Below are 20678 nucleotides of genomic sequence, written 5' to 3' on the forward strand. Positions count from 1 at the left end.
AAACGGGCACGGCCGACGTGACGACCCGTCGGACGGAGGCAGACGGGTGCCCCGAATGACGGCTCGGCAGTCGGCTATGAATCTATCCAGATGATCGTTTTGGTTCGTAATTTTTCAGAAAACCTGTGCCCGAAGGGGCAGAAACAGCACGAAAGTCCGATTTCGATTCACCGGGCCGGGAGGCCGCTCGCCGGGCTGTCGAACGGGGCGAAGCGGGCCGGGTGGTCGGCCACCGGTGTCCGTTCGCCCCGGGCGTGGGCGGCGGCAAAGCCCTCCGCGCCGAGGGCGCCGAGGGCGCGGGCACCGATCCGGTCGGTGTCGAAACGCTCGGCCGCGGGCAGCGGGGAGCCGACCGAGCGGCGCAGTTCGGCGGCGGTGCCGAGGAGCTCGGCTGCGTGTTCGGCGTACTGGGCGTGCTCGCGGTGCCCGACCTGCTCGTCCTGCCCGGTGGCGGACCCGGCGACCGAGGGCGAGCCGAGGGAACGGGCGCCGGCCAGCCCCTCCAGGGCGAGGGCCACCGCCCGGACGTCCCCGGTCCGCTCGGCGGTGCGCAGTCCCTCCAGGTGGAAACCGGTCGCGCGCCCGGCGTCCCCCCGCTGCTCGGCGGCGAAGCCGAGCTGCGCCAGGATCAGAGCGGTGCCGGCGTCCACGCCGTGTTCGCGGTTCCAGGCGAGCCAGGGGAGGAGAAGTACCTCCGCGGCTTCGAGGTCGCCCCGGCGACGGGCGGTGAGGGCGAGACCCATGTCGGCGAACTGCTGGGCGGGCCGGTGCGACTGCTCGACGGCGAGCGTCCGGGCCCGCTCGTGCAGTCGCGCGGAGGCGTCGAGGTCCCCCGTGAGCAGGGCGATCCTTCCCGCCCGGGAGAGCAGGAAGGACAGGTCGGTCCAGAGCCTCAGCTCCTCCGCCAGCCGGACACCCTCCTCGTGCAGCCGGCGCGCCCGGTCGTAGTCACCGGCGATCTCGGCGAGCACACCGAGGTGCTCGGTCGCCCGGAGGCGGCCCCAGCCGTCGCCGAGTTCCGCGAACAGAGCTGCGCTCTCGGTGGCGTGGTGGCGGACGGCGGGCAGGTCGCCGCGGTAGCCGGCCTGCGCCGTCAGGGTGGCGTGGGCGGCCGCCTCGCCCCAGCGGTCCCCGGTCCGGCGGAACTCCGCGAGCAGACGGACGGTCTCGGTGCCTCCCGTGCCGGAGCGGCCGAAGCCGCAGCGGGCGAATCCCAGCAGCCAGCGGGCCCGGGCCTCCGCCGGGTGGCCGGTGCCGCCGCCGTGCTCGGTGCCGACGGCACCGGCGTCCGCCGGATCCTCGTCGGGCGCAAGGCCCCGACCGGCGCCCCGACCGGGGCCCCGACCGGCGCCCCGGTCGGCGCCCCGGTCGGCCTCGGCCTCACCGGTGAGCAGGGCGAAGGCCTCCCGGCGGGCCAGTGCGGCGGCGCGGGCCGCGTCGGCGGGCCCGGCGAGGGCCAGCACGGTGGTCAGCCGGTGGTGCGCCTCGGCCGGACGGCCGCGCAGGAACCAGTACCACGTGAGCGCGTTCACCAGCCGGGTCGCCAGTGCGGTGTCGCGCTGCTCGACGGCGTCGCCGAGGGCGGCGCACAGGTCGGGGTTCTCCCGGTCGAGGCGGTCCAGCGCGGCGTGCTGGCCGGGCCCGTGGAGCAGCCTGCCGGTGTGCTCGGCGAGCTCGGTGCAGTACGTACGGTGGCGACGCCGGACGGCGGCGGTCTCGTCCGCCTCCTCCAGCCGCTCCAGCCCGTACGCGGCGATGGACTCCAGCAGCCGGTACCGGGGGCCGCCGTCCTCCCCGCCCGGGCCGGAGGAACCCGCACCCCCGGAACCCGGGCCCGCCGGGCCCGCGCTCACGGACACCAACGACCGGTCGACCAGCCGGCCGAGCGTGTCCAGGACGGCGGACGCGGGCAGGTCGGCCGGCTGCGGGCCGGGCGTGGCACAGACCTCCTGCGCGGCGTCGGCCGTGCAACCGCCGGCGAACACGGCGAGCCGGCGCAGCAGCGTGCGCTCCTCGTCGCCGAGCAGCTCCCAGCTCCAGTCGATGACGGCGCGGAGCGTGCGCTGGCGGGCCGGGGCGTCCCGGCGGCCGGCGGTGAGCAGCCGGAACCGGTCGTCCAGGTGTGCGGCGATGCTGTGCACGCCGAGCGCGCGCACCCGGGCGGCGGCCAGTTCGAGGGCCAGTGGGATCCCGTCCAGCCGGGCGCAGATCGCGGCGACCGCGTCGGCGGTGGCGGGCCCGAGTGCGAAGTCCGGTGCGGCGGCCCGCGCACGGGCGGTGAACAGCGCGATCGCGTCGCTCTCCGCGAGCGGCCGGACCAGGTGGAGGGACTCGCCGTCCAGGGCGAGAGGTTCCTGACTGGTCGCCAGCACCCGCAGGCCGGGGGCGTGCCGGAGCAGGTGCGCGGTGAGGTCGGCGGCCTGGTCGACGAGGTGCTCGCAGCCGTCCAGCACGAGCTTGAGGTCCCGGGCCCGCAGGGCGCGCGCCAGCCGGTCGGCGGCCGATCCGGCGGCGTGGTCCTCCCGGAGGCCGAGTGCGGCGGCGACGGCCGCGGCCAGGTCACCTGCGAGCGGCGTGAGTTCGACGAACCGGACGCCGTCGGCGTGGTCGCCGGACACCTGGGCGGCCACCTCCAGGGCCAGCCGGGTCTTGCCGACCCCGCCCGGTCCGACCAGGGTGACCAGCCGGCCGTCCCGCACCAGCCGTTGGACCCGGGCCGTGTCCGCCGCCCGGCCGACCAGGGCGGTGACCGGGGCCGGCAGGTGGGCCTCGCCGTGCTCCGGCGGCGCGGGCGCGCTGCCCGCGGTGGCGGCCGGTACCCCCAGCGACGGGTCCTGCCGCAGCAGGGCGGTGTGCAGGTCGCTGAGTTCGGGCCCCGGGTCCAGGCCGAGGTCCTCGGCCAGCTGCGCCTTGATCTCGGCGTACCCCGCGAGCGCCTCGCTCTGCCGGCCCGCCCGGTACAGCGCGCGCAGGTGGGCCCCCCGAAGCCGCTCGCGCAGCGGGTGTTCGGCCACCGCGGCGGCCAACTCGTCGGCCAGCTCCCGGTGCTGGCCGAGGTCGAGGCGGGCCTCGGCGGACGCCTCCAGGGCGGTCAGGTACTGCTCGTCCAGGCGGACCGCCACGGCCCGGGCGAACGTCGCGTCGCGGAACTCGGCGAGTGCCGGGCCGCGCCACAGGGCGAGCGCCTCCCCGAGCAGCCGGGCCCGCCCGGTCCGGTCCCCCGCCCGGTGCGCCTGCTCGGCCAGGGCGGTCAGCACGGCGAACCGCCCCGTGTCCACGGCCTCGTCGGCCACCTGGAGGGTGTAGCCGGCCGGCGTCAGGGCGACCAGGGCCCGGGCTCCGGGTTCGGCCTGCTCCAGGGCGCGGCGCAGCTGCGACACCTTCGTCTGGAGGGTGTTGGCCGGGTTGCCCGGCGGCCGGTCCTCCCAGAGGTCCTCCACCAGCCGGTCGGCCGGGAGCGGTCGCCCGTGGTGGGCGAGCAGATCGGCGAGCAGGGCCCGGACCTTCGGTTCGCGGACGGTGACGGGCGAGCCGTCGTCGGTGCGGATCCGCAGGGGGCCGAGCAGGTCGAAGCGCATGACGCCACGTTAGGCGGTGCCGGTCCGGTACCGGCGGGCGGGGCGTGCACGGCGGGTGGCCGCTCCGGCGGCGGACGGCAGGCGGGGCGCCGCTCGTGCGCAGGCCGTGAGCGGTCCGTGCGCGCGGCCCGGCAGGGTGATTCCCGTGAACGGCGGAGCCCACCGGGGCCCGCCGGACGACCGCCCGCGCGACAGCGTTCGGGACAGGCCCCCTGCGGGACCTCCCGCCCGGCCGCCCGACTTCCCGAGGAGCAGCACCGTGACCCGAGCCGTGACCCACCCCGTCGCCGACCCCGTCCTCGACCTCGTCACCGACCCCGCGCTCCACCGTGCCGACTCCGCAGCCCGCCGCGCAGGCGAGGGCGGCGAGGTCTCCGGGGGCGGCGCCCTGCCGGCGGGCCGCCGACCGCAGGTCCTGCTGGTCCTCGCCCATCCGCGGTCCGACTCGCTGACTGCCCAGGTGGCCGCCCGGGCCGCAGACCGGTTCGCCGCCGCCGGCTACCGGGTGGACCTGCTCGACCTGCACGCCGAAGGCTTCGATCCCCGGATGACGCCCGAGGACGAGCCCGACTGGCAGCACCGGGACAAGACCTACTCCGCCGACGTCCGGGCCCACATGCGGCGGATCGAGGCCGCCGACGTCATCGTCCCCGTGTTCCCGCTCTGGTGGTTCGGGCCGCCGGCCGTCCTGAAGGGCTGGATCGACCGGGTCTGGAACTACGGCTTCGCCTACGGGCGCAGCCGGCCGGGGCTGGCGGCCAAGCGGATGCTCTGGCTCGGGCTGAGCAGCTACCCGGCGGCGGAGTTCGCCGAGCTGGGCTGGGACGTGACGGTCACCCGCCTGCTCAAGGCCGGCATCTCGGAGTTCTGCGGCATCACGGACGCCTCGGTGGTCCTCCTGCACGACTCCCTCGCCGCCGGCGGGCGCGTCCTGGACGAGACGGACCGCGCGATCGGCGCCCTCCTCGCTCCGGCCCCGGTCGGATAGCCCGGCCCGTTCCCGCCCTGCTCCCGCCGCCCCGCCCGCGGCCCCCGCCCGTCTCCTGCCGGCCCGGCGCCGCCGGCCCTACCGCCTTACCCCAGGAGCCGCAGAGCTGCCTCGGCCCGGGCGGAGACGGGCGGCTCCGCGTGGGTCAGCTCGGCCACGTACAGGCGGATGTCGGCGAGCACGGCACGCGCGCCGGCCACGGCGAGGAAGGCGCGTGCCAGGCCGTCCGGAGCGGTGTCCCCGAGGACGAGGCCGTGGACGAACTGCCGGACCGCCACCTCGAAGGGGTCCTCGGGATCGCCGTACGGGGCTTCGAGGAAGGCGCTCCACTCGGGGGCCGAGGCCGCCCGCCCCGCCTCGAACAACCGCAGCATGGCCTCCTCCGCCAGGACCGGCGCGGTCGCCGCGTCCGCCGGTGGCACCTCGCGCAGGGCCTCCCGTGCGGCCGTGAGCTGTCCGTCGTGCCGGTACGCCGCGACGAGGGCGCACCGCACCGCGGTGTCGGCGGGATCGAGGGCGAGGACGGCGGCGAGGTCGGCGACGGCCTCGGCCGACCGGCCCGCCTGACGGTGCGCCTGGCCCCGCTCGGCGTGGGCCCAGACGTACTCGGGGTTGAGGGTGAGCGCTGCGGTGAGGTCGGCGACGGCCTGCTCCGCGTGGCCCGCCTGACGGTGGGCCTGACCGCGCGAGCCGAGCGTCCAGCCGTCGTCCGGATCGAGCGCGAGCGCCGTGTCGAAGTCGGCCACCGCCTCCTCCAGGTCGCCCGCGAGCCGGTGCACCTCGCCCCGAAGTGCGAACGCCCAGGCGTAGGAAGGATTCAGGGTGACGGCGGCGGTGAGGTCGGTGACGGCTTCGTCGGGTCGGCCGGCCTGGCGGTGGGCCTGGCCGCGGGCGCGGAGCGCCCAGACGTCCGACGGGCTGAGGGCGAGCGCGGCGGTGAGGTCGGCGATCGCCTGCTCCGGGAGGTCCGCCTGCCGGTACGCCTCGCCGCGCCCGGCGAGGGCCCAGGCATAGGCGGGGTCGAGGGTGAGTGCGGCGGTGAAGTCGGCGACGGCTTCCTCCAGCCGGCCGGTCTGGCGGTGGGCCTCGCCCCGTTCGGCGAACGCCCAGGCGTACTCGGGGTTGAGGGTGACGGCGGCGGTGAGGTCGGTGATGGCTTCGTCGGGTCGGCCGGCCTGGCGGTGGGCCTGGCCGCGCGAGCCGAGCGCCCAGATGTCCTCGGGGTCGACGGCCAGGACGGCACTGAGGTCGGCGACGGCCTCCTCCAACCGGCCCGTCTGCCGGTACGCCTCGCCGCGCTGGACCCGGGCCCAGGCGTACTCGGGGTCGAGGGCGAGGGCGGCGGTGAGGTCGGTGACGGCTTCGTCGGGTCGGCCGGCCTGGCGGTGGGCCTGGCCGCGCGAGCCGAGCGCCCAGGCGTCGTCGGGGTCGAGGGCCAGCGCGGCGGTGAAGTCGATCATCGCCTCCTCGGCACGGCCCGCCAGTTGGTGGGTCTCCCCGCGCCGGGCGAGCGCCCAGGCGTTGCCCGGGTCGAGGGCCAGCGCGGCACCGAGATCGGCCAGGGCCTGCTCGTAGCGGGCGTGCCAACTGTGCACGCGGCCACGGTAGGCGAGCGTCTGGGAGAGACCGGCCGCGGTGGCGACGGCCAGGTCGAGGTCGGCGAGCGCGTCGTCGTCGCGGTCCTCGATGAAGTTCTGGTAGCCCCGGTGGGTGAGGGCCCAGGCCCGGACGCGGGCGGGCAGGACCGGGGCGGTGAGCACGCCGAGGGTCTCCAGGACCGGCTGCTCACCGGCGGCGGCCGACTTGATCAGGTCGGCCCAGCGGGTAAGGTCGGCGTCGGCGCTGTCCTGGGCGGCCTGGTGGAGCATCTCCGCCCACACGGCCAGGGCGTCCGGGGCCTCACCGGCGGTCCGGGCGGTGTGTTCGAGGGCCGCGGGCAGACCGGCCAGCGGATCCGCGCACAGCCGGTGGTAGGTCTCGTTGAGCAGGTGCCGGCGCCACCGCGGGTCTGCGGTCCGCCGGGACACCTGGAGGTGCTGTTCCGCCGACGTCCGGGCGGCGGCGTGGTACTCGGCGAGGCGGGAGTGGGCGGCCGTCCACAGCCGGGGCGACTGCGTGCGGCGACGGCGGAGCATGCTGGTGCGGACCACGGCGTGGTACTGCCGGAAGTCGCCGTGCCCGGCCACGAAGGGCTGGCCCAACAGCCATTCCCAGGCGGCCGGTTCGGCGTCAGGGACGGCGCAGGCGAACAGGTCCTGGTTCAGTTGCAGCGGCAGCGCCGCGGCCACCACCGTCTCGCGGCGCTCGGGTTCGGCGATCCACTGGAGGAACCGCACGACGGCCTGGTCGACCACGTCCGCGCCGACGTCGGCGACGACGTCGACCGCGCCGGGGTCGGCGTGCGCCAGGAGGGCGACCAGCAGCGGCAGCCGCATCGACATCCGGAGGACCGCGTCGACCACACCGGGATCGGTGACGCCCCGGGCGGCGAGCAGGTCGCGGGCCTCCTGCTCGGTGAACACCTCCAGCGGCACGTCCACCAGGACGGGCCGCCACGGCGCCCACTCGCGTTCGGCGAGCTCGTCCCGCCCGGCGAGGACGAAGACGACCTCCAGCGGCAGGGCGCCGAACGCGTCGTCGATGGTCTCCCTCAGCCAACCGTCGAGGTAGCGGCCGGTCACCTCCCAGGTGTCGAGGAACAGCACGATCCACGGTCGCCGTGCCCGGTCGCGCTCGCAGATCCGGCCGAGTTCGGCCACGAAGGCGCGGCTGAGTGCCGACTCGTCCCCGTCGCCGCCGCGCCGCCGCTGCCGCACGCCCGCGACGAGGCGGTCCGCACCCTGCGCGACGGTCTCCGGACTCGCGATGGCCGCGACCACGCCCGCCCCCGGCAGCACCGAGGCGGCGCCGAACGCCGCCTGTGTCACGAGCCGTGCCGGCAGCGACGCCGCCTCCGCGCCGGGCGACTGCTCGGGCACGCGCTCGGCGGAGGCCTGCAGCGCCCGCCGGTACTGCTCGACCGCCTTGTCGAACTCCCTGAGCGGGCCCGCCTGTTCGGCCAGCTGGCGGGCGAGTGCGGTCAGCGTGGTCTCGACGCCGTGGACGTCGGTGTCGTCGACCAGCGCGGTCAGTGCTCCGGCCCGGTGGGCCGCCTCCCGCCACTGCGCGAGGAGTGTCGACTTGCCGACCCCGCCCACCCCGCGCACGTGGAACAGGAAGTCCGCCGGGTCCGGCCCGGCGTCCGGATCGGGATCCTTGCCGAGGTTCTCCACGAACAGGGCCAACTGCGCCCGTCGGCCGATGAACTGGGCCCCGGCCCGCTGCCGCACCGCCTCCGCACGCGACAGACGCCTCTTCGCCTGTGCCATTCCCACCCCCTGCCGAGACCGGCCGGCCGCGGGCCGACCGTGGTCCGGCCACCTGCCGTCAGGTCGCCCTGCGGGCCGTCGACCGCGGGCCGACGGCCGCGCACCCGAACCCCGTCGGAACGACGGTAGTGAATCGGGCCCGGGGATGTCTCTACTTTCGGCGGTCCCCGGCGTGCACCGCCGGGCGGGGCTCCCGCCGGGCGGTGCACGCCCCGGCCGCCGTCCCGGGCGGCGGTGCGGCGGCCCCGGGCGGACGGGCCTACAGGACCTCGATGTCGAACGTGGCGGAGTTGTCGGCCGGGGTCGGGTCGCCGGGGAGGGCGACCTCCACGGTTCCCCGGAGGACCTCCGGGTCCATGCCCGAGGCGACGGAGATCCGGACCTCGGCGCCGGCGGTGGCACCGGAGTCCAGGCCGGCCGGGAACGTACAGGTCACGGTGTGGCCGTGCGGTCCGGTGGAACAGGTGCCGCCGGGGGCCGTGCCGGTGCCGACGACCCCGGGCGGCAGGTGGACGGCCAGGGTGAACGGCTCGGTGGTGGCGATGCCACCGGTGTTCCTCACCACGGGGTGCAGGAACGTGAAGCCGCCGTCGTGGACGGGCGCGGGATCGGCGACAGTGACCGCGAGGTCGGCGCCGCAGACGGTGGCCGCCGCGACCGGACCGGCGGTCAGGAGCACCACCGCGCAGGCGGCCCGGAGGGATCGGTGGAACAGGTTCTGGGACATCGCGCTCACCCGTTTCGTCGCTGCTCGGGCGCGGGCCGGGTCCGGCCGCGCCACCGTCAGCATCGACGTGCCCCACCGCCGGGCGCGCGGGACACGGCGGCGGACCACTCGGACGGGTGGGCGCACCCGTGGGGGCGTGGGGTGCGGGGTGCGGGGCGTGGGACCGTCGCCGGTGCCCGAACCCGTGCGCCTACGCCCGGGCCGGGCCCGGCGCCGCCCGGACGGCCGCGGCCAGGGCGCCGGCGAAGCCGCGGACCGCAGCCGACTCGTCACCGGCGCGCCACACCAGGCCCAGGGCGGAGTCCGGCAGACCGGTGACGGGCAGGTAGCAGAGGTCCTCGCGCCGGTGGTGGTCGGCGGTCGGCCGGCAGAGCAGCATGGCCCCCTGGCCGCCGGCGGCCAGCGAGAGGCCCTCCTGCAGGGTGCGGACCTCGGGACCGGTGGGGATCGGGACGCCGTCGGGCGTGCGGTCGGGCACCTGGGCCCGGCGCCAGTAGGCGGGTGCGGTACGCGCCAGGTCGATCAGGGTCGTGCCGGCGAGCTGCTCCGCGTCGACCGAGGCGGCCCCGGACCACGGGTGGTGGTGGGCGACCGCGAGGTAGTGCGGTTGCCGGGAGAACACCAGCCCCAGGGTCAGGCCCTCCTCGACGACCGGCAGCAGGACGACCGCGGTGTCCACGTCGCCCCGGCGCACCGCGCCGAACGGGTCGGCCAGCGGGAGTTCGGTGATCTCGACGGCGCAGTCGGGCCGTTCCCGCCGGAACGCGGTGACGGCGGCCGTGAAGCCGGCGCCGGCGCTGCCCTGGAACCCGACCCTCAGCAGCCCCCGCACCCCCTGCGCGGACGCGCGGGTCGCTCGGTCGACCGCGCCTCGCAACGCCGCGTAGGCGGGCGCGAGTTCGGCCAGGAAGTCCTTCCCGGCGGGAGTCAGCCGCACCCGGCGGCTGGTGCGGTCCAGCAGTCGGGTCCCGATCCGGCGCTCCAGCGAACGGACCAGCTGGCTGACCCGGCTCTGCGAGACCAGGAGCCGCTCGCCGGCACGGCCGAAGTGGAGCTCCTCACTGACGGCGAGGAAGCACTCCAGCTCCCGCAGGTCCGGACTGCCCATGGCGGGGACTCCTCTCGGCGCGCGCCGGTCGCCCGGAGCACGGATGCGGCGGATACGGCGGATACGGCGGATGTGACGGATTCGGCGGATGTGACGGATGTGGGATGTGCGGACGTGACGGCGGGCGAATCGATCGATGAGCCCGACTCATGGAAGCGTGAGTGATCCGTCCTTGTTCCCACCTGCGCCGACGCGTTGGCTGGGACGCATGGCAGAGCACTCCCTGACACCGACCGCCGCCCCGCGGCCGCCCTTCCCGCCCTCGTCCTCGTCGCTCCCCTCCGCCCCGGTCGCGCGCCCGCCGGGCGGGTGGCCGGCCGTCCTCGCGGTGGCCGCCGCGACCTTCGCCGTCGTCACCTCCGAGATGCTGCCCGTCGCGCTCCTCACCCCGATCGGCGGCGCGATGGACGTCACCGAGGGCACCGCCGGACTGACGCTCACCGTCACCGGGCTGGTGGCCGCCGTCTCCGCCCCGCCGCTCACGTCCGCGCTCGGCCGGTGGGACCGCAGGCGGGCGCTCTGCGTGCTGCTGGTCCTGCTGGGGGCCGCCAACCTGCTGGCGGCGTGGGCGCCGGTGTTCGCGGTCATGGTCGCGGCCCGGGTCCTGGTCGGACTGGCGATGGGCGGTGTCTGGTCGCTCGCCGCCGGGGTGGCGGTCCGGCTGGTGCCGCGCGCCTCGGCCGGGCCAGCCACCGCGACGGCCTTCAGCGGCGTCGCGCTCGCCTCGGTCCTCGGCGTCCCCGCGGGCGCCTTCCTCGGCGGGTCGGCCGGCTGGCGGGCGGCCTTCGCCGTGCTCGGAGGTCTGGCGCTGCTCGTCGCCGCAGCCGTGGCGCTGCTGGTCCCGCCGCTGCCCGCCGAACGCGCGCTCGGCCTGGGCGGGGTCCTGCGGCTGGCGGCCGTCCCCGGGGTGCGGACCGGGCTGATCGTCGTCGCCCTCCTGGTGACCGGGCACTTCGCCGCGTACACCTACGTGAGTCCCGTCCTCGAAGAGGTGTCGGGTGCCTCGGCCGGGCAGGTCGGCGTGCTGCTGCTGGTCTACGGGGCCGGGGGGATCGTGGGCAACTTCGTGGCCGGCGCCGTCGTGGGCCGCGGTGTGCGGGCGTCGGCGGCCGGGATCGGTGCGGCGCTCGCCGTCAGCGTCCTGGCGCTGCCCGTGGTCGGCAGGGGCGTGCCGGGCGCGGTCGTCCTGGTGGCACTCTGGGGCCTCGCGTACGGGGGCGTGTCGGTGACCACGCAGACCTGGCTCACCCGGGCCGCCCCCGACGCGACCGAGGGCGCGTCGGCGCTGTTCGTCGCGGTCTTCAACGCGGCCATCGCCCTGGGCGCCCTGGCCGGCGGGCGGATCGTCGACGGCCTCGGCCCGGCGGCCGTGATGTGGCTCGGCGGCGTCCTCGCCGCGGCGGCCCCGCTGGCCGCCGCCCTCCTCCCCGGTCCGTCCACCGTTCCCGGTCCGCCCGCCCCTCCCCGCGGGTGACGAGCGGGGACGCGGGCGGACGGCTCCGGTCCCGCCGGACTCCGGGGCCGTGCAACCGCCCCGGGTCGCTGCCGGGTTCCGACACCCGGGCGCCGGGACCTTGCGGGCAGGGCGGACCGGGCGGGCCGGGGTTGTCGGAGGCCGTCCGTAGGCTGGGGGCGCCGCCGGAAGCGCGGTCAGGGGAACGGTCGGTCGAACGGGTCGGGGGAGGGAGCGCGGTGGAACCCGGACTGTCGCTCTACGAGCTGGCGTTCGTCGCCGGCGGGGCGGAACGCGTCGTGGACACCGCCCTGGTGCGGATGCACCGGGAGGGGCGCCCGCGCCCGGGTGGGAGCCGGCCCCGGCTCCGGACGGCGCCACCTGACTCACCCTCAGGAGGTAACTTCTCACCCGTTCGCACCGTTCGGCTTGCGAGAATCCCACCCTTTCCACGTTCGTGTGCAAACGTGTCTCCGCCCGGACCCGTCCGGGTTGGCGGAAGCCAGCTACTGAACCCTTGACCAAGGAGAACCTGAGATGTCGGTTCGTGGAAATCTCCGCAAGTTCGCCGTGATCGCGACCGTCGCCGCTGCGGCTGCCGTCGTCACGCCGACCGTCGCGGTGGCGCACGGCGGGGGCCACCAGCCCTCCGCGCAGTCGGGCCTCCAGGCCGGCAACGCCGCGGTCGGCCTCGTCGGTCCGCGCGCCAACTGGCTGCAGTGGTTCGACCGGAGCAACGGCTGATCCACCCCCGCGCCCCGGAGCTCCGGCTCCGGGGCGTTTTCCTTTGCCCGAAGCCCCGAAGCCCTCTGTGGCTCGGGCGGTTCGGGCGGTTCGGGGGTGCGCCTACTCGGGCTTCGTGGCACGGAGCGAGTACATCAGCGGGACGCGCGGCCGGCCCTCGGGGAAGCGGTAGCCCGCGTTCTGCTCCAGGACGGGGAACCGGGCGAACAGCGTGTAGTCGTACTCGTGCAGGAACTCCAGGCGGAGTCCGGCGGCGGTGAGGGCGCTGATGACCTCCCCGAGACCGTGCTGCCACTCGACCGTCACGTTCGCGGTCGTCGCGGCGTTCTGCTCGGCGTAGGTGCCGGGCTCGTCCCAGACGGTCGGCCCGTCGTGGAAGTAGTCCAGCTCGACGGTCCGGCCGTCCTCGGCGAGGGTGTCGCCGAACGGGTGGAACTCGGCGAGGTAGAGGAAGCCGCCCGGGGTCACGAGGGAGGCCGCCGTCCGCGCCCAGCGCTCGATGTCCGGGAGCCAGCACAGGGCGCCCAGGCCGGTGTAGACGATGTCGAAGGTCTGCGCGTCGAGCACGTCGACGGCGTCGTACACGTCGGCGGTGACGAACCGGGCCGTGGTGGCGCCGATCCGGTTCGCGACGTCCCTCGCGACGGCGAGGGCCGGTTCGGAGAAGTCGAGGCCGGTGACGGTGGCTCCGCGCCGGGCCCATGCCAGGGTGTCCAGGCCGATGTGGCACTGGAGATGGACCAGGGTCTTGCCGTCGACGTCACCGACCTCGTCCAGTTCGAAGTCCCGCAGCCCGCCCTTGCCGGCGACGAAGCCGGGGATGTCGTAGAACTCGCTGGCGGCGTGGATCGGGACGCGCTCGTCCCAGTTCGCGCGGTTGGTCGCGCGCCAGTCGGTCGGTGCCGGAGTCTTGGTCATGACAGGCACGCTAGTCAGCGGTCGGAGCGGTGCTCAAGCCGTTTTGTGCCGTCCGGCCGAATCGCCCCCGCCGGGCCCCGTCCGGCCCGCCGCGTCGGGGCGGCCCGGTCGGCGCCCGGTCGGCGCCCGGCCTCGTGCGGGCTCAGCCCAGGGTGACGGTGAGGACGTCCTCCTCCCGGCTGATGTGGTCGATCGCGATCTCCCCGGTGGCGCCGTCGTAGGCCCCGGTGCCTCCCGTGACCGCGAACGTGTGGGACCACTGCCTGGGCGCCGTGAGCACCTCGGTCAGCGCGGGCAGCGGGCGGGGAAAGGCGGTGGCGGCCGTGAGCGTCCCGTCGGTCAGGCGGAGGACCAGGGTGGCGATGACGAGGGCCCCGTCCGTCCCGACCGTGACGGGCAGGCAGTGGGCGCTCTCGGTGCCGGCCGGACTCCCCTCCGCGTCCAGGAGTTCGTAGTGGACGAAGTACGGCGTGCCGGTGGTGAGGACGTCCGGGATGTTGGCCGAGGCGCGTCTGCCGGTCAGCGTCAGGGTGCGGGCCCGTCGGGCCGCGCGGGCCGGCGCGGCCAGGCCGACGGCCGCGCCCGCGCCGACGGCTGCCGCCGATGCCATGCGCAGGGCGTTCCTGCGGTTGAGGGGGGTCGTCATGTCGTGGGTACCTCGTGTTCTCGGGTGCGCAGGCACCGGGGCCCGTACGTTCCGGTGCTCGGGTGCTCCGGTGCCCGTACGGTCCCCGGGCCGGCGTGGTGCCGGGTCCGCGCGGCTGCGCGGACCCGGGCGAGGGGGCGCGCGGGCCAGTGAGCGGGCGGCCCGCACCCTCCTCGGACATGCGCCTGCCTTCCCGCTCCGGGGTGCGCCTACCGTTGTCCACGGGGGATTCCCCCGGACGGTGGAGGCCCCATCGCGCTTCGGCGACGGTCCGCGGCGCGCTCACCACCGCCCCGCCCACCGTGGACGGCACCGCTCGCGGCGCCGGGTCGGTCGTGTCCGGCGTGGCGACCGTGACCGCCCGGCGCCGACCCCGTGCCACCCGGCGCGGGGACCGGCCGTCCCGTATCGGCCGAACCGGGGCACCCGCGGGCACCGCGCGTTAGGCTGCCCGCATGAGCAGCGGCGACCACGAGCACCGCGTCGGGCCGGCGGGAGTCGTCGGGACCGCGGCGGGCGGGAACGCGGCCGAAGGACACGGCGCACTCCCGTCGTTGGACCGGCTCGCCGGTCTGCTGGTGGCGGGCGGCGTCGCCGTCCTCAGCGGCGCCGGCCTGTCCACCGAGTCGGGGATCCCCGACTACCGGGGTCCGACGGGCAGCCTGCGCCGCCACACCCCGATGACCTACCAGGACTTCCTGGCCGCCGAGGGCAACCGGCGGCGCTACTGGGCGCGCAGCCACCTCGGGTGGCGGACCATCGTCGGGGCCCGTCCCAACGCGGGCCACCACGCGGTGCAGCGGCTGCGCCGGGCGGGGCTCGTCTCCGGGGTCATCACCCAGAACGTCGACGGCCTGCACCGGGCCGCAGGCACGACGGACGCCGTCGAGCTGCACGGCTCGCTCGACCGGGTGGTCTGCCTGGACTGCGGGCGGACGACCCCGCGCGAGCGCCTGGACCAGCGCCTGCACGCCCTCAACCGCGCCTTCCCCGCCCAGGTCCGGGCCCTGGCCGAGACCGTGCCGGCCAACCCCGACGGGGACGCCGACCTGCCCGCCGAGCTGGCGCAGTCCTTCCGGATCGCCCCCTGCGAGGTGTGCGGCGGAGTCCTCAAGCCCGATGTGGTCTTCTTCGGCGAGAACGTGCCCGTGCCCCGGGTCCAGCACTGCTACGACCTGGTCGACGACGCCCGCGCGCTGCTCGTCCTCGGGTCCTCCCTGAGCGTCCTGTCGGGCCTGCGTTTCGCCCGTCGCGCCGCCCGCGCCGGCAAGCCCGTCGCCATCGTCAACCAGGGGCCCACCCGCGCCGACGACCTCGCCGCCGTACGGGCCGACCTCCCGCTCGGTGCCGCACTGGCCACCCTGGCCGACCGGCTCGGGGCGCCTGTGGCGCCCTGACGTCCCCCGTCCCGGGCCCGTCCCGGCGCGGCGCGTGGCCGGGCTGGGCCCGTCGGAGGACCCTGCGGAGTGTTGCGCCCGCCCGGCCCGGGGCGGTCCGCGCACAGTGCGTCATGACCTTCACCCGGACCACGGCGCTCACCGCCGCCGTGCTGACCGTCGCGGCCGTGACCGCCGCCGTTCTCCCACCCGCCCCGCAGGCCGTCGCGGGTGCACCCCCGGCGGCGCGCGCCTGCGTCCGCTCCGATCCCGCCGGTGACGCCCGGGCCCGCGCTGGAGAAGATCACCGGCACGCGCCTCGACCATCTCCTCCGAGAGCGGGTCACCGGCCCGCTCGGCCTGGTGCGCCGGGGACACCCTGGTCGGGGAGACCGTCATGTCCCGTGTTCGGCTCGCTCCGTGTGCGTCGCCGATCTCGAAGGCTCCGTCGCCTTCTGCTCCAAGTTTGTCGGTGCCGGGCCGGCCAGGCGCCGCCCCGGCTACGCGAACTTCGCCGCGCCGAGCCCCCGCTCAAGCTCGTCCTCGTCGAGGGCGAGCCCGCGATTGGGGCTTGCCGGCCCGGGGGGGGCATGGCGCATTCGATCCCAGATCTCTGGGATCGAACCGCCCTTCGTACCCGCCTACGGTGAGGGATGTCCGCCTACGCGAAGTCCCGGCGCCCGCCCGGTGATTCTGTTATGCGGACACGACAGCCCGGTCGGAGGCGCTGTGAGATCATTCCGGTATGTCTAGACCAATGCTTGAAGTGATCGCGTTGGACGCGGGGGACGCCCGGGCTGCCGAGCACGGGGGTGCGGATCGAATCGAACTGGTTAGTGACATGGCGAGGTGGGGGCTGACGCCGTCGGCGGAGACGGTGCGGGAGGTGCGTGCGGCGGTCGACCTGCCGGTGCGCGTGATGGTGCGCGAGGCGGACGGCTTCGCCGCGGGCGAGGTTCAGGTACTGCGGGAACGGGCCCGGGAACTGCTGTGTGCCGGGGCGGAGGAGTTCGTCCTCGGGTTCCTGACGCCCGACGGCGCGGTGGACCTGCCGGCCGTCGAGGCCGTGCTGGAGGTGCTGGACGGGCGTCCGTGGACCTTCCACAAGGCGATCGACTTCGCCGCCGACCGATCGGCGGCCTGGGCGGCGCTGTCCGGACTTCCCGGGCTCGACGCGGTGCTCAGTTCGGGGGGCCGGGAGGGCGTCGCGGAGGGCCTCACCACCCTGCTCGCCGAACACCGGGCGCTGGCCGGGCGCGGTGTCCCCGGCGAGCGCGGGGCCGTGCCCCGGCTGATCGCCGGCGGGACGCTGCGCGAACCGGAGGCGGCGCCGTTGCTCGCGGGCGGTGTGAACGCCTTCCACGTCGGCACCCGGGCCCGCCCGCAGGGCAGTTGGGACCGCCCCGTCGACCCTGCTGCGGTCCGGGTGTGGGCCGAGCTGCTGGGGGGCGCGTCGTGACCGAGCCGGGCGGGCCCGCCGCCCCTCCCGGGCGCGGAGCCGCCCTCGCGGTGACGGTGGTCGCCGAGGGCGAGATGCACCGTCACGGGATCGCCGGCATGCTCCGCGCCCTGCCCCTGGTGGGGGAGGTGACCACCAAGCCGCACGACCGGATCGGTTCGCCCGTCGAACTCTGGCAGGCCGACGTGGTCGTCCTGGTCTGCGCCGAGGAGGTCGCCCCGTGGGCCCGGGCGGTGTTCGCCACCCCGCGCGGTGAGGCCCGGCTGCTCGTCCTGCTCGGCGCCAACGCCGCACGGGAGCCGGGATCCTGGGCCACCGCCCGGGTCGACGGCTTCCTGCCGCTGGAGCAGCTGACCACCGCCGTCCTTGAGGATTCGCTGCGCCGGCTGGTGCTCCGCCGCCTGCCGGCGCCCGGCCGGGTCCGAACCGGTCCGCGGGTGCCGGACCAGCGCGGCGGCCTGCCGGGGGTGGCCGGCGGGGCGCTGACCGGGCGGGAGCGGCAGACCCTCGGGCTGCTCGTCGAGGGGTTGAGCAACAAGGAGATCGCCGCCCGGCTGGGCATCTCGGTGCACGGCGCGAAACGCCACGTCACCATGGTGCTGGCCAAACTGAACTGTCCCAACCGGACGTTGGCGGTGGCGATCGCCCTGCGCTACGGGATCGTCGACCCCGTCGGTGCTCAGGAGACCGGCACCGGCCCCCGGGTGGCGACGAACTCGGCGATGTAGTCGGGCAGGGAGATCCTGGGCTCCCAGCCGAGCTCCCGTGCCAGGGAGTTGTCCGCCCGGCCGCCGACCCGCTCACCTCTGCGGGCCGTCACCATCTCGATCTCGGTCCCGAACATCCGGGCCACGTCGACCAGTCGGTGCTCCTCGCCCCGGCCCAGCAGGTAGCCGTCCCCGGAGCCGCGCTCCGCGCACAGCAGCAGCCCCTCGACGATGTCGTCGATGTGCGTGAAGTCGCGGCTCTGGGTGCCCGGTTCGACCACCGTCAACGGCAGGCCGGCCCGGAACTGCTCCTCGAAGATGCCGATCACCGTCGCGTAGGAGCCGGTGGCGATCTGGCCGGGCCCGTAGACGTTGTAGAAGTACGTGATCACGTGGTCCAGGCCGAACCACTGCGCGGTGTTGCGGATGTACTCGATGTTCTTGGCCTTGGTCCAGGCGTACGGGTTGAGGTGCTCGTCCCGGCCGTCGTTGCCGAACTTCGAACTGGACGCCGCGTACACCAGCTTGGCGCCGTGCAGACGGCAGAGCCGGACCACCTCCTTGGTGCCGCGCAGGTTGAACTCCCAGACACGGTCCGGTTCTTCGAAGGACTGCGGAATGCGCGAGTATTCGCCGAGGTGGTACACCACGGTCGGCGGGGGCAGGCTCCGATCGGTCCACAGGGTGACCACGTCGGCCGTGTCGCCGTGCAGGTAACGCACGTTCGGGTGGTCCACGTGACGCTCGGGCGTACCCGTGAAGTAGTTGTCCACCGAGACGATCCGCGCCGAGGGGTCGGTCGCCACCAGGCTGCCGATCAGCCTGCCGCCGACGAAGCCGGCCCCTCCGGTCACCAGGATCGTCCGTTCTGCGGGCCGTCCGGTCATCAGGCCCTCCTCCTTCCGGTCACCGGCCATCTCAGGCCGCCTCCTTCCAACCCAGGCCGCGGTACGTCCAGCCGGCCGCGTGCCACGCCTGGCGGTCCAGGCAGTTGCGGCCGTCGATCACGAGGCGCCCGCTGACCAGCGGCGCCAGCGCGGCCGGGTCGGCGGTGCGGAACTCCGCCCACTCGGTGAGCACGCAGAGCAGGTCGGCGTCCGCGCAGGCCGCCTCCAGGCTCTCCGCGTAGGCGAGTTCGGGGTGGCTGCGACGCGCGTTCTCCCGGCCGAGCGGGTCGTAGACCCGCACCAGCGCACCGGCGCCGTGCAGCATCCGCGCCACCGCCAGCGCGGGCGCGTCGCGCACGTCGTCCGAGTCGGGCTTGAAGGTCGCGCCGAGGACGGCGATCCGGCTGCCCGCGAGCTCCGGTCCGGCCGGGCCGGCGGTGCGGTCCAGCAGCTCCCCCGCGAGCTGCAGAACCCGCTCACGGCGGCGCTGGTTGATCAGGTCGACCTCGTGCAGGAACCGCACCGCGGCGCCCGCCCCGAGCTGGTGCGCACGCGCCTGCAGGGCGCGGATGTCCTTGGGCAGGCAGCCGCCGCCGAAGCCCACCCCGGCCCGCAGGAACTCGGGTCCGATCCGGGAGTCGTGGCCCAGCGCCCGGGCGAGCGCGGCGACGTCCGCCCCGGACGCCTCGCACAGTTCGGCCATCGCGTTGATGAACGAGATCTTGGTGGCGAGGAAGGCGTTGGCGGCCGTCTTGACCAGCTCGGCGGTGGCGAAGTCGGTCTCCAGGACGGGGATCTCCCGGCCCTCGCGGGCGGCCAGCTCGTGCACGCCGTCGTGCACCCGGGCAAGGGTCTCGCGAGCCCAGTCACCGCGCGCGCCGACCACGATCCGGTCCGGGCGCAGCACGTCGTCGACGGCGTGCCCCTCCTGGAGGAACTCCGGGCACCAGGCGACCTCGGGGTCGGCGTCGTCGGGTGCGTGCTTGCGCAGCAGCCGCTCGATCCACTCGGCGGTGCCGACCGGCACGGTGGACTTGCCGACCACCAGGGCCCGGCCGTGCAGGTGCGGGGCCAGCGTGCGCACCGCGGCGGCGACCTGGTCGAGGTCGGCGCCGGTGCCGTCCGGCCGCTGCGGGGTGCCGACGCACAGGAAGTGCACGTCGGCCCCGGCGGCCGCGACGGCGGGGTCGGTGGTGAACTCCAGCCGCCCGGAGGCCAGTCCGCGCCGGACCAGCTCGGTGAGGCCGGGCTCGTGGAAGGGCACCGTGCCGGCGTTGAGGGCGGCGACCTTCGCGGTGTCGACGTCCAGGCCGATCACGCGGTGGCCGAGTTCGGCGTAGCAGGCGGCGTAGGTGGTGCCGAGGTAGCCGGTCCCGAGGAAGGACAGCCCCGGCCGGTCGTGTACGGAATGGTCGGGAGGCATGGGTCTGGTCATTGCTCCTCACTGCTCCTGATCGCTGCTCGTGGTGCGAGGGGTGAGAGTGGTGCGGGTCGTGCGTGGCGTGCTTGTGCGGGTTGTGCCGCGCGGCGTGCTGCGGTGCCGCGGTCGGGAGTCGCGGTCCTGCTCACCGGGCCCAGGGCATCGGTGGGACGGGCGCGAAGGTGGTGGTGGGACGGATGACGGCGCCGGGTCCCGCCCCGGAGATCGCCAGAGTGAGTTCCAGGACGTGCAGGGCGTGGTCCGGCGGCAACCCGGTCGGGCGTGATCCGCTTGCGGCGACGGCGAGTTCGGCCACCCCGCGGGCGAAGTCCATGTCGTGGGTGCCGGGGTAGCGGAAGGGGCGCGCGGGGCCCTCGGCGGGCGGCACGGTCTCCGGGACGCCGTCCGGGTGCCGGCGGACGGTGACCGGCGAGTCGTACTGCCAGGAGTCGGCGACGGTCAGCAGGCCGTCGTCGCCGATCACCCGCAGCGAGTAGTCCTTGGGCGCGTGGATGCTGGTGGTCAGCCGGGCCGTCACCCCGCTCTCGAACGAGAGGACGGCGAGCGAGAAGTCCGGTGCGAGCGGAGTCCCGGGTGGGACATGGGGGTTGGGGGCGAGGAGGGTGGCGAAGGCGGTGAGCTCGCGAACCGGGCCGAAGAAGGCGGTCAGCCAGGTCAGCCAGTAGCCGGCGTGCTCCACGGTGCACCCCGTCTCGAACTCGTCGAGGTAGGGCCAGGGCGCCCCGGACGGGCTGATCCACTCGTGGAACGGCATCCGCAGGATCGGACCGTCGTCCAGTTCGGCGTAGACCAGCCGGGGCGTCCCGATGCGGCCCTCGCGCAGGGCGCGCCACGCCGTCTGCGCGGCGGTGCCGAGCAGCCCGCACGGTGCCGAGGCCAGCCGAAGGCCGCGCCCGGTGGCGAGTTCGACCAGCTCACGGGCCCGTTCGAGGTCGGTGGCCAGCGGCTTCTCGACGTAGACGTGCTTGCCGGCCAGCAGGGCGGCGCGGGTCACCTCGTAGTGGCTCTCGGGGTTGGTGAGGTTGACCACGGCGTCGACGGCCGGGTCGGCGAGCAGCGCGTCGAGGCTGCGGTAGCCGGGGACGCGGTGGTGGGCGGTGAAGGCGGCGCTCCGCGCCGGGTCGCGGTCGTGGACGCCGGTCAGGCGGAGGGACGGGTGGTTGGGCAGGGTCGCCGCGTAGAGGTCGGCGACGTAGCCGCAGCCGACGAACGCGACACCGAACGGCGCGGTGCCGTCCTGGTGGTCCCGGAGGTCGAGGTGGTCCTCGGGCACGGGGT

15 protein-coding genes and 1 pseudogene are annotated in these 20678 nt (G+C 75.6%); 7 read left to right on the plus strand and 9 right to left on the minus strand.

Annotated features, from left to right (window positions below; all coding sequences use genetic code 11):
* Positions 1 to 167: 167 nt before the first annotated feature.
* Entirely contained in the window at positions 168 to 3578 is a 3411-nt protein-coding gene (locus PUR56_RS02690; RefSeq protein WP_329947691.1) for a BTAD domain-containing putative transcriptional regulator, read from the minus strand.
* Positions 3579 to 3837: 259 nt separating this feature from the next.
* Between PUR56_RS02690 and PUR56_RS02695 the strand changes: the two genes are divergently transcribed.
* The gene (locus PUR56_RS02695; RefSeq protein ID WP_329947692.1) at positions 3838 to 4566 is read left to right on the plus strand and encodes an NAD(P)H oxidoreductase; all 729 of its coding nucleotides are present in this window, start codon (positions 3838 to 3840) and stop codon (positions 4564 to 4566) included.
* A gap of 86 nt (positions 4567 to 4652) precedes the next feature.
* On the opposite strand, the gene PUR56_RS02700 is transcribed toward PUR56_RS02695, so the two are convergent.
* The 3 genes from PUR56_RS02700 to PUR56_RS02710 all read right to left on the minus strand — a co-directional run bounded on the left by PUR56_RS02700 (position 4653) and on the right by PUR56_RS02710 (position 9769).
* Entirely contained in the window at positions 4653 to 7934 is a 3282-nt protein-coding gene (locus PUR56_RS02700) for a tetratricopeptide repeat protein (protein ID WP_329947693.1), read from the minus strand.
* 259 nt (positions 7935 to 8193) lie between these two features.
* On the minus strand, positions 8194 to 8661 hold the full coding sequence (locus tag PUR56_RS02705; protein WP_329947694.1) for a hypothetical protein: 468 nt from the start codon (positions 8659 to 8661) through the stop codon (positions 8194 to 8196).
* Between the two features lie 190 nt (positions 8662 to 8851).
* Entirely contained in the window at positions 8852 to 9769 is a 918-nt protein-coding gene (locus tag PUR56_RS02710) for a LysR family transcriptional regulator (RefSeq protein ID WP_329947695.1), read from the minus strand.
* Positions 9770 to 9977: 208 nt separating this feature from the next.
* On the opposite strand from PUR56_RS02710, the gene PUR56_RS02715 reads away from it, so the two are divergent.
* Both PUR56_RS02715 and PUR56_RS02720 read left to right on the plus strand, forming a co-directional pair.
* Entirely contained in the window at positions 9978 to 11243 is a 1266-nt protein-coding gene (locus PUR56_RS02715; RefSeq protein ID WP_329947696.1) for an MFS transporter, read from the plus strand.
* A 516-nt stretch (positions 11244 to 11759) separates the two neighbouring features.
* Positions 11760 to 11966, plus strand: a complete 207-nt coding sequence (locus tag PUR56_RS02720) for a hypothetical protein (protein WP_329878039.1) — start codon at positions 11760 to 11762, stop codon at positions 11964 to 11966.
* Between the two features lie 102 nt (positions 11967 to 12068).
* On the opposite strand, the gene PUR56_RS02725 is transcribed toward PUR56_RS02720, so the two are convergent.
* Positions 12069 to 12884, minus strand: coding sequence for a class I SAM-dependent methyltransferase (locus tag PUR56_RS02725; protein ID WP_329947697.1), 816 nt, complete (start codon positions 12882 to 12884; stop codon positions 12069 to 12071).
* 142 nt (positions 12885 to 13026) lie between these two features.
* Complete coding sequence (locus tag PUR56_RS02730; protein ID WP_329947698.1) at positions 13027 to 13530, minus strand: hypothetical protein; 504 nt, start codon at positions 13528 to 13530, stop codon at positions 13027 to 13029.
* Between the two features lie 455 nt (positions 13531 to 13985).
* On the opposite strand from PUR56_RS02730, the gene PUR56_RS02735 reads away from it, so the two are divergent.
* The 4 genes and pseudogenes from PUR56_RS02735 to PUR56_RS02750 all read left to right on the plus strand — a co-directional run bounded on the left by PUR56_RS02735 (position 13986) and on the right by PUR56_RS02750 (position 17093).
* Positions 13986 to 14927, plus strand: coding sequence for an NAD-dependent protein deacetylase (locus tag PUR56_RS02735; protein ID WP_329947699.1), 942 nt, complete (start codon positions 13986 to 13988; stop codon positions 14925 to 14927).
* 376 nt (positions 14928 to 15303) lie between these two features.
* Positions 15304 to 15466: pseudogene (locus PUR56_RS02740) on the plus strand (glyoxalase/bleomycin resistance/dioxygenase family protein); the annotation flags it as partial.
* A gap of 185 nt (positions 15467 to 15651) precedes the next feature.
* A complete protein-coding gene (locus PUR56_RS02745; RefSeq protein ID WP_329947700.1) occupies positions 15652 to 16365 on the plus strand; it encodes a copper homeostasis protein CutC in 714 nt (237 codons plus the stop codon).
* Positions 16362 to 17093 carry a helix-turn-helix transcriptional regulator gene (locus PUR56_RS02750; RefSeq protein WP_329878027.1) on the plus strand — a complete coding sequence of 244 codons (732 nt, stop codon included), beginning with the start codon at positions 16362 to 16364 and terminating at the stop codon, positions 17091 to 17093. The genes PUR56_RS02745 and PUR56_RS02750 overlap by 4 nt, the downstream gene beginning before the upstream one ends.
* On the opposite strand, the gene PUR56_RS02755 is transcribed toward PUR56_RS02750, so the two are convergent.
* The 3 genes from PUR56_RS02755 to PUR56_RS02765 form a co-directional block, all read right to left on the minus strand.
* Complete coding sequence (locus PUR56_RS02755; protein WP_329878025.1) at positions 17045 to 17989, minus strand: NAD-dependent epimerase/dehydratase family protein; 945 nt, start codon at positions 17987 to 17989, stop codon at positions 17045 to 17047. The genes PUR56_RS02750 and PUR56_RS02755 overlap by 49 nt on opposite strands.
* A 1-nt stretch (position 17990) precedes the next feature.
* Positions 17991 to 19394: a UDP-glucose dehydrogenase family protein gene (locus PUR56_RS02760; RefSeq protein ID WP_329947701.1), complete on the minus strand. Its 1404-nt coding sequence runs from the start codon at positions 19392 to 19394 to the stop codon at positions 17991 to 17993.
* Positions 19395 to 19524: 130 nt separating this feature from the next.
* A complete protein-coding gene (locus PUR56_RS02765; RefSeq protein WP_329878021.1) occupies positions 19525 to 20673 on the minus strand; it encodes a Gfo/Idh/MocA family protein in 1149 nt (382 codons plus the stop codon).
* Between the last annotated feature and the right edge of the window lie 5 nt (positions 20674 to 20678).

Origin of the sequence: Streptomyces sp. BE303, assembly GCF_036290945.1 — a bacterium.
GTDB lineage: Bacteria > Actinomycetota > Actinomycetes > Streptomycetales > Streptomycetaceae > Kitasatospora.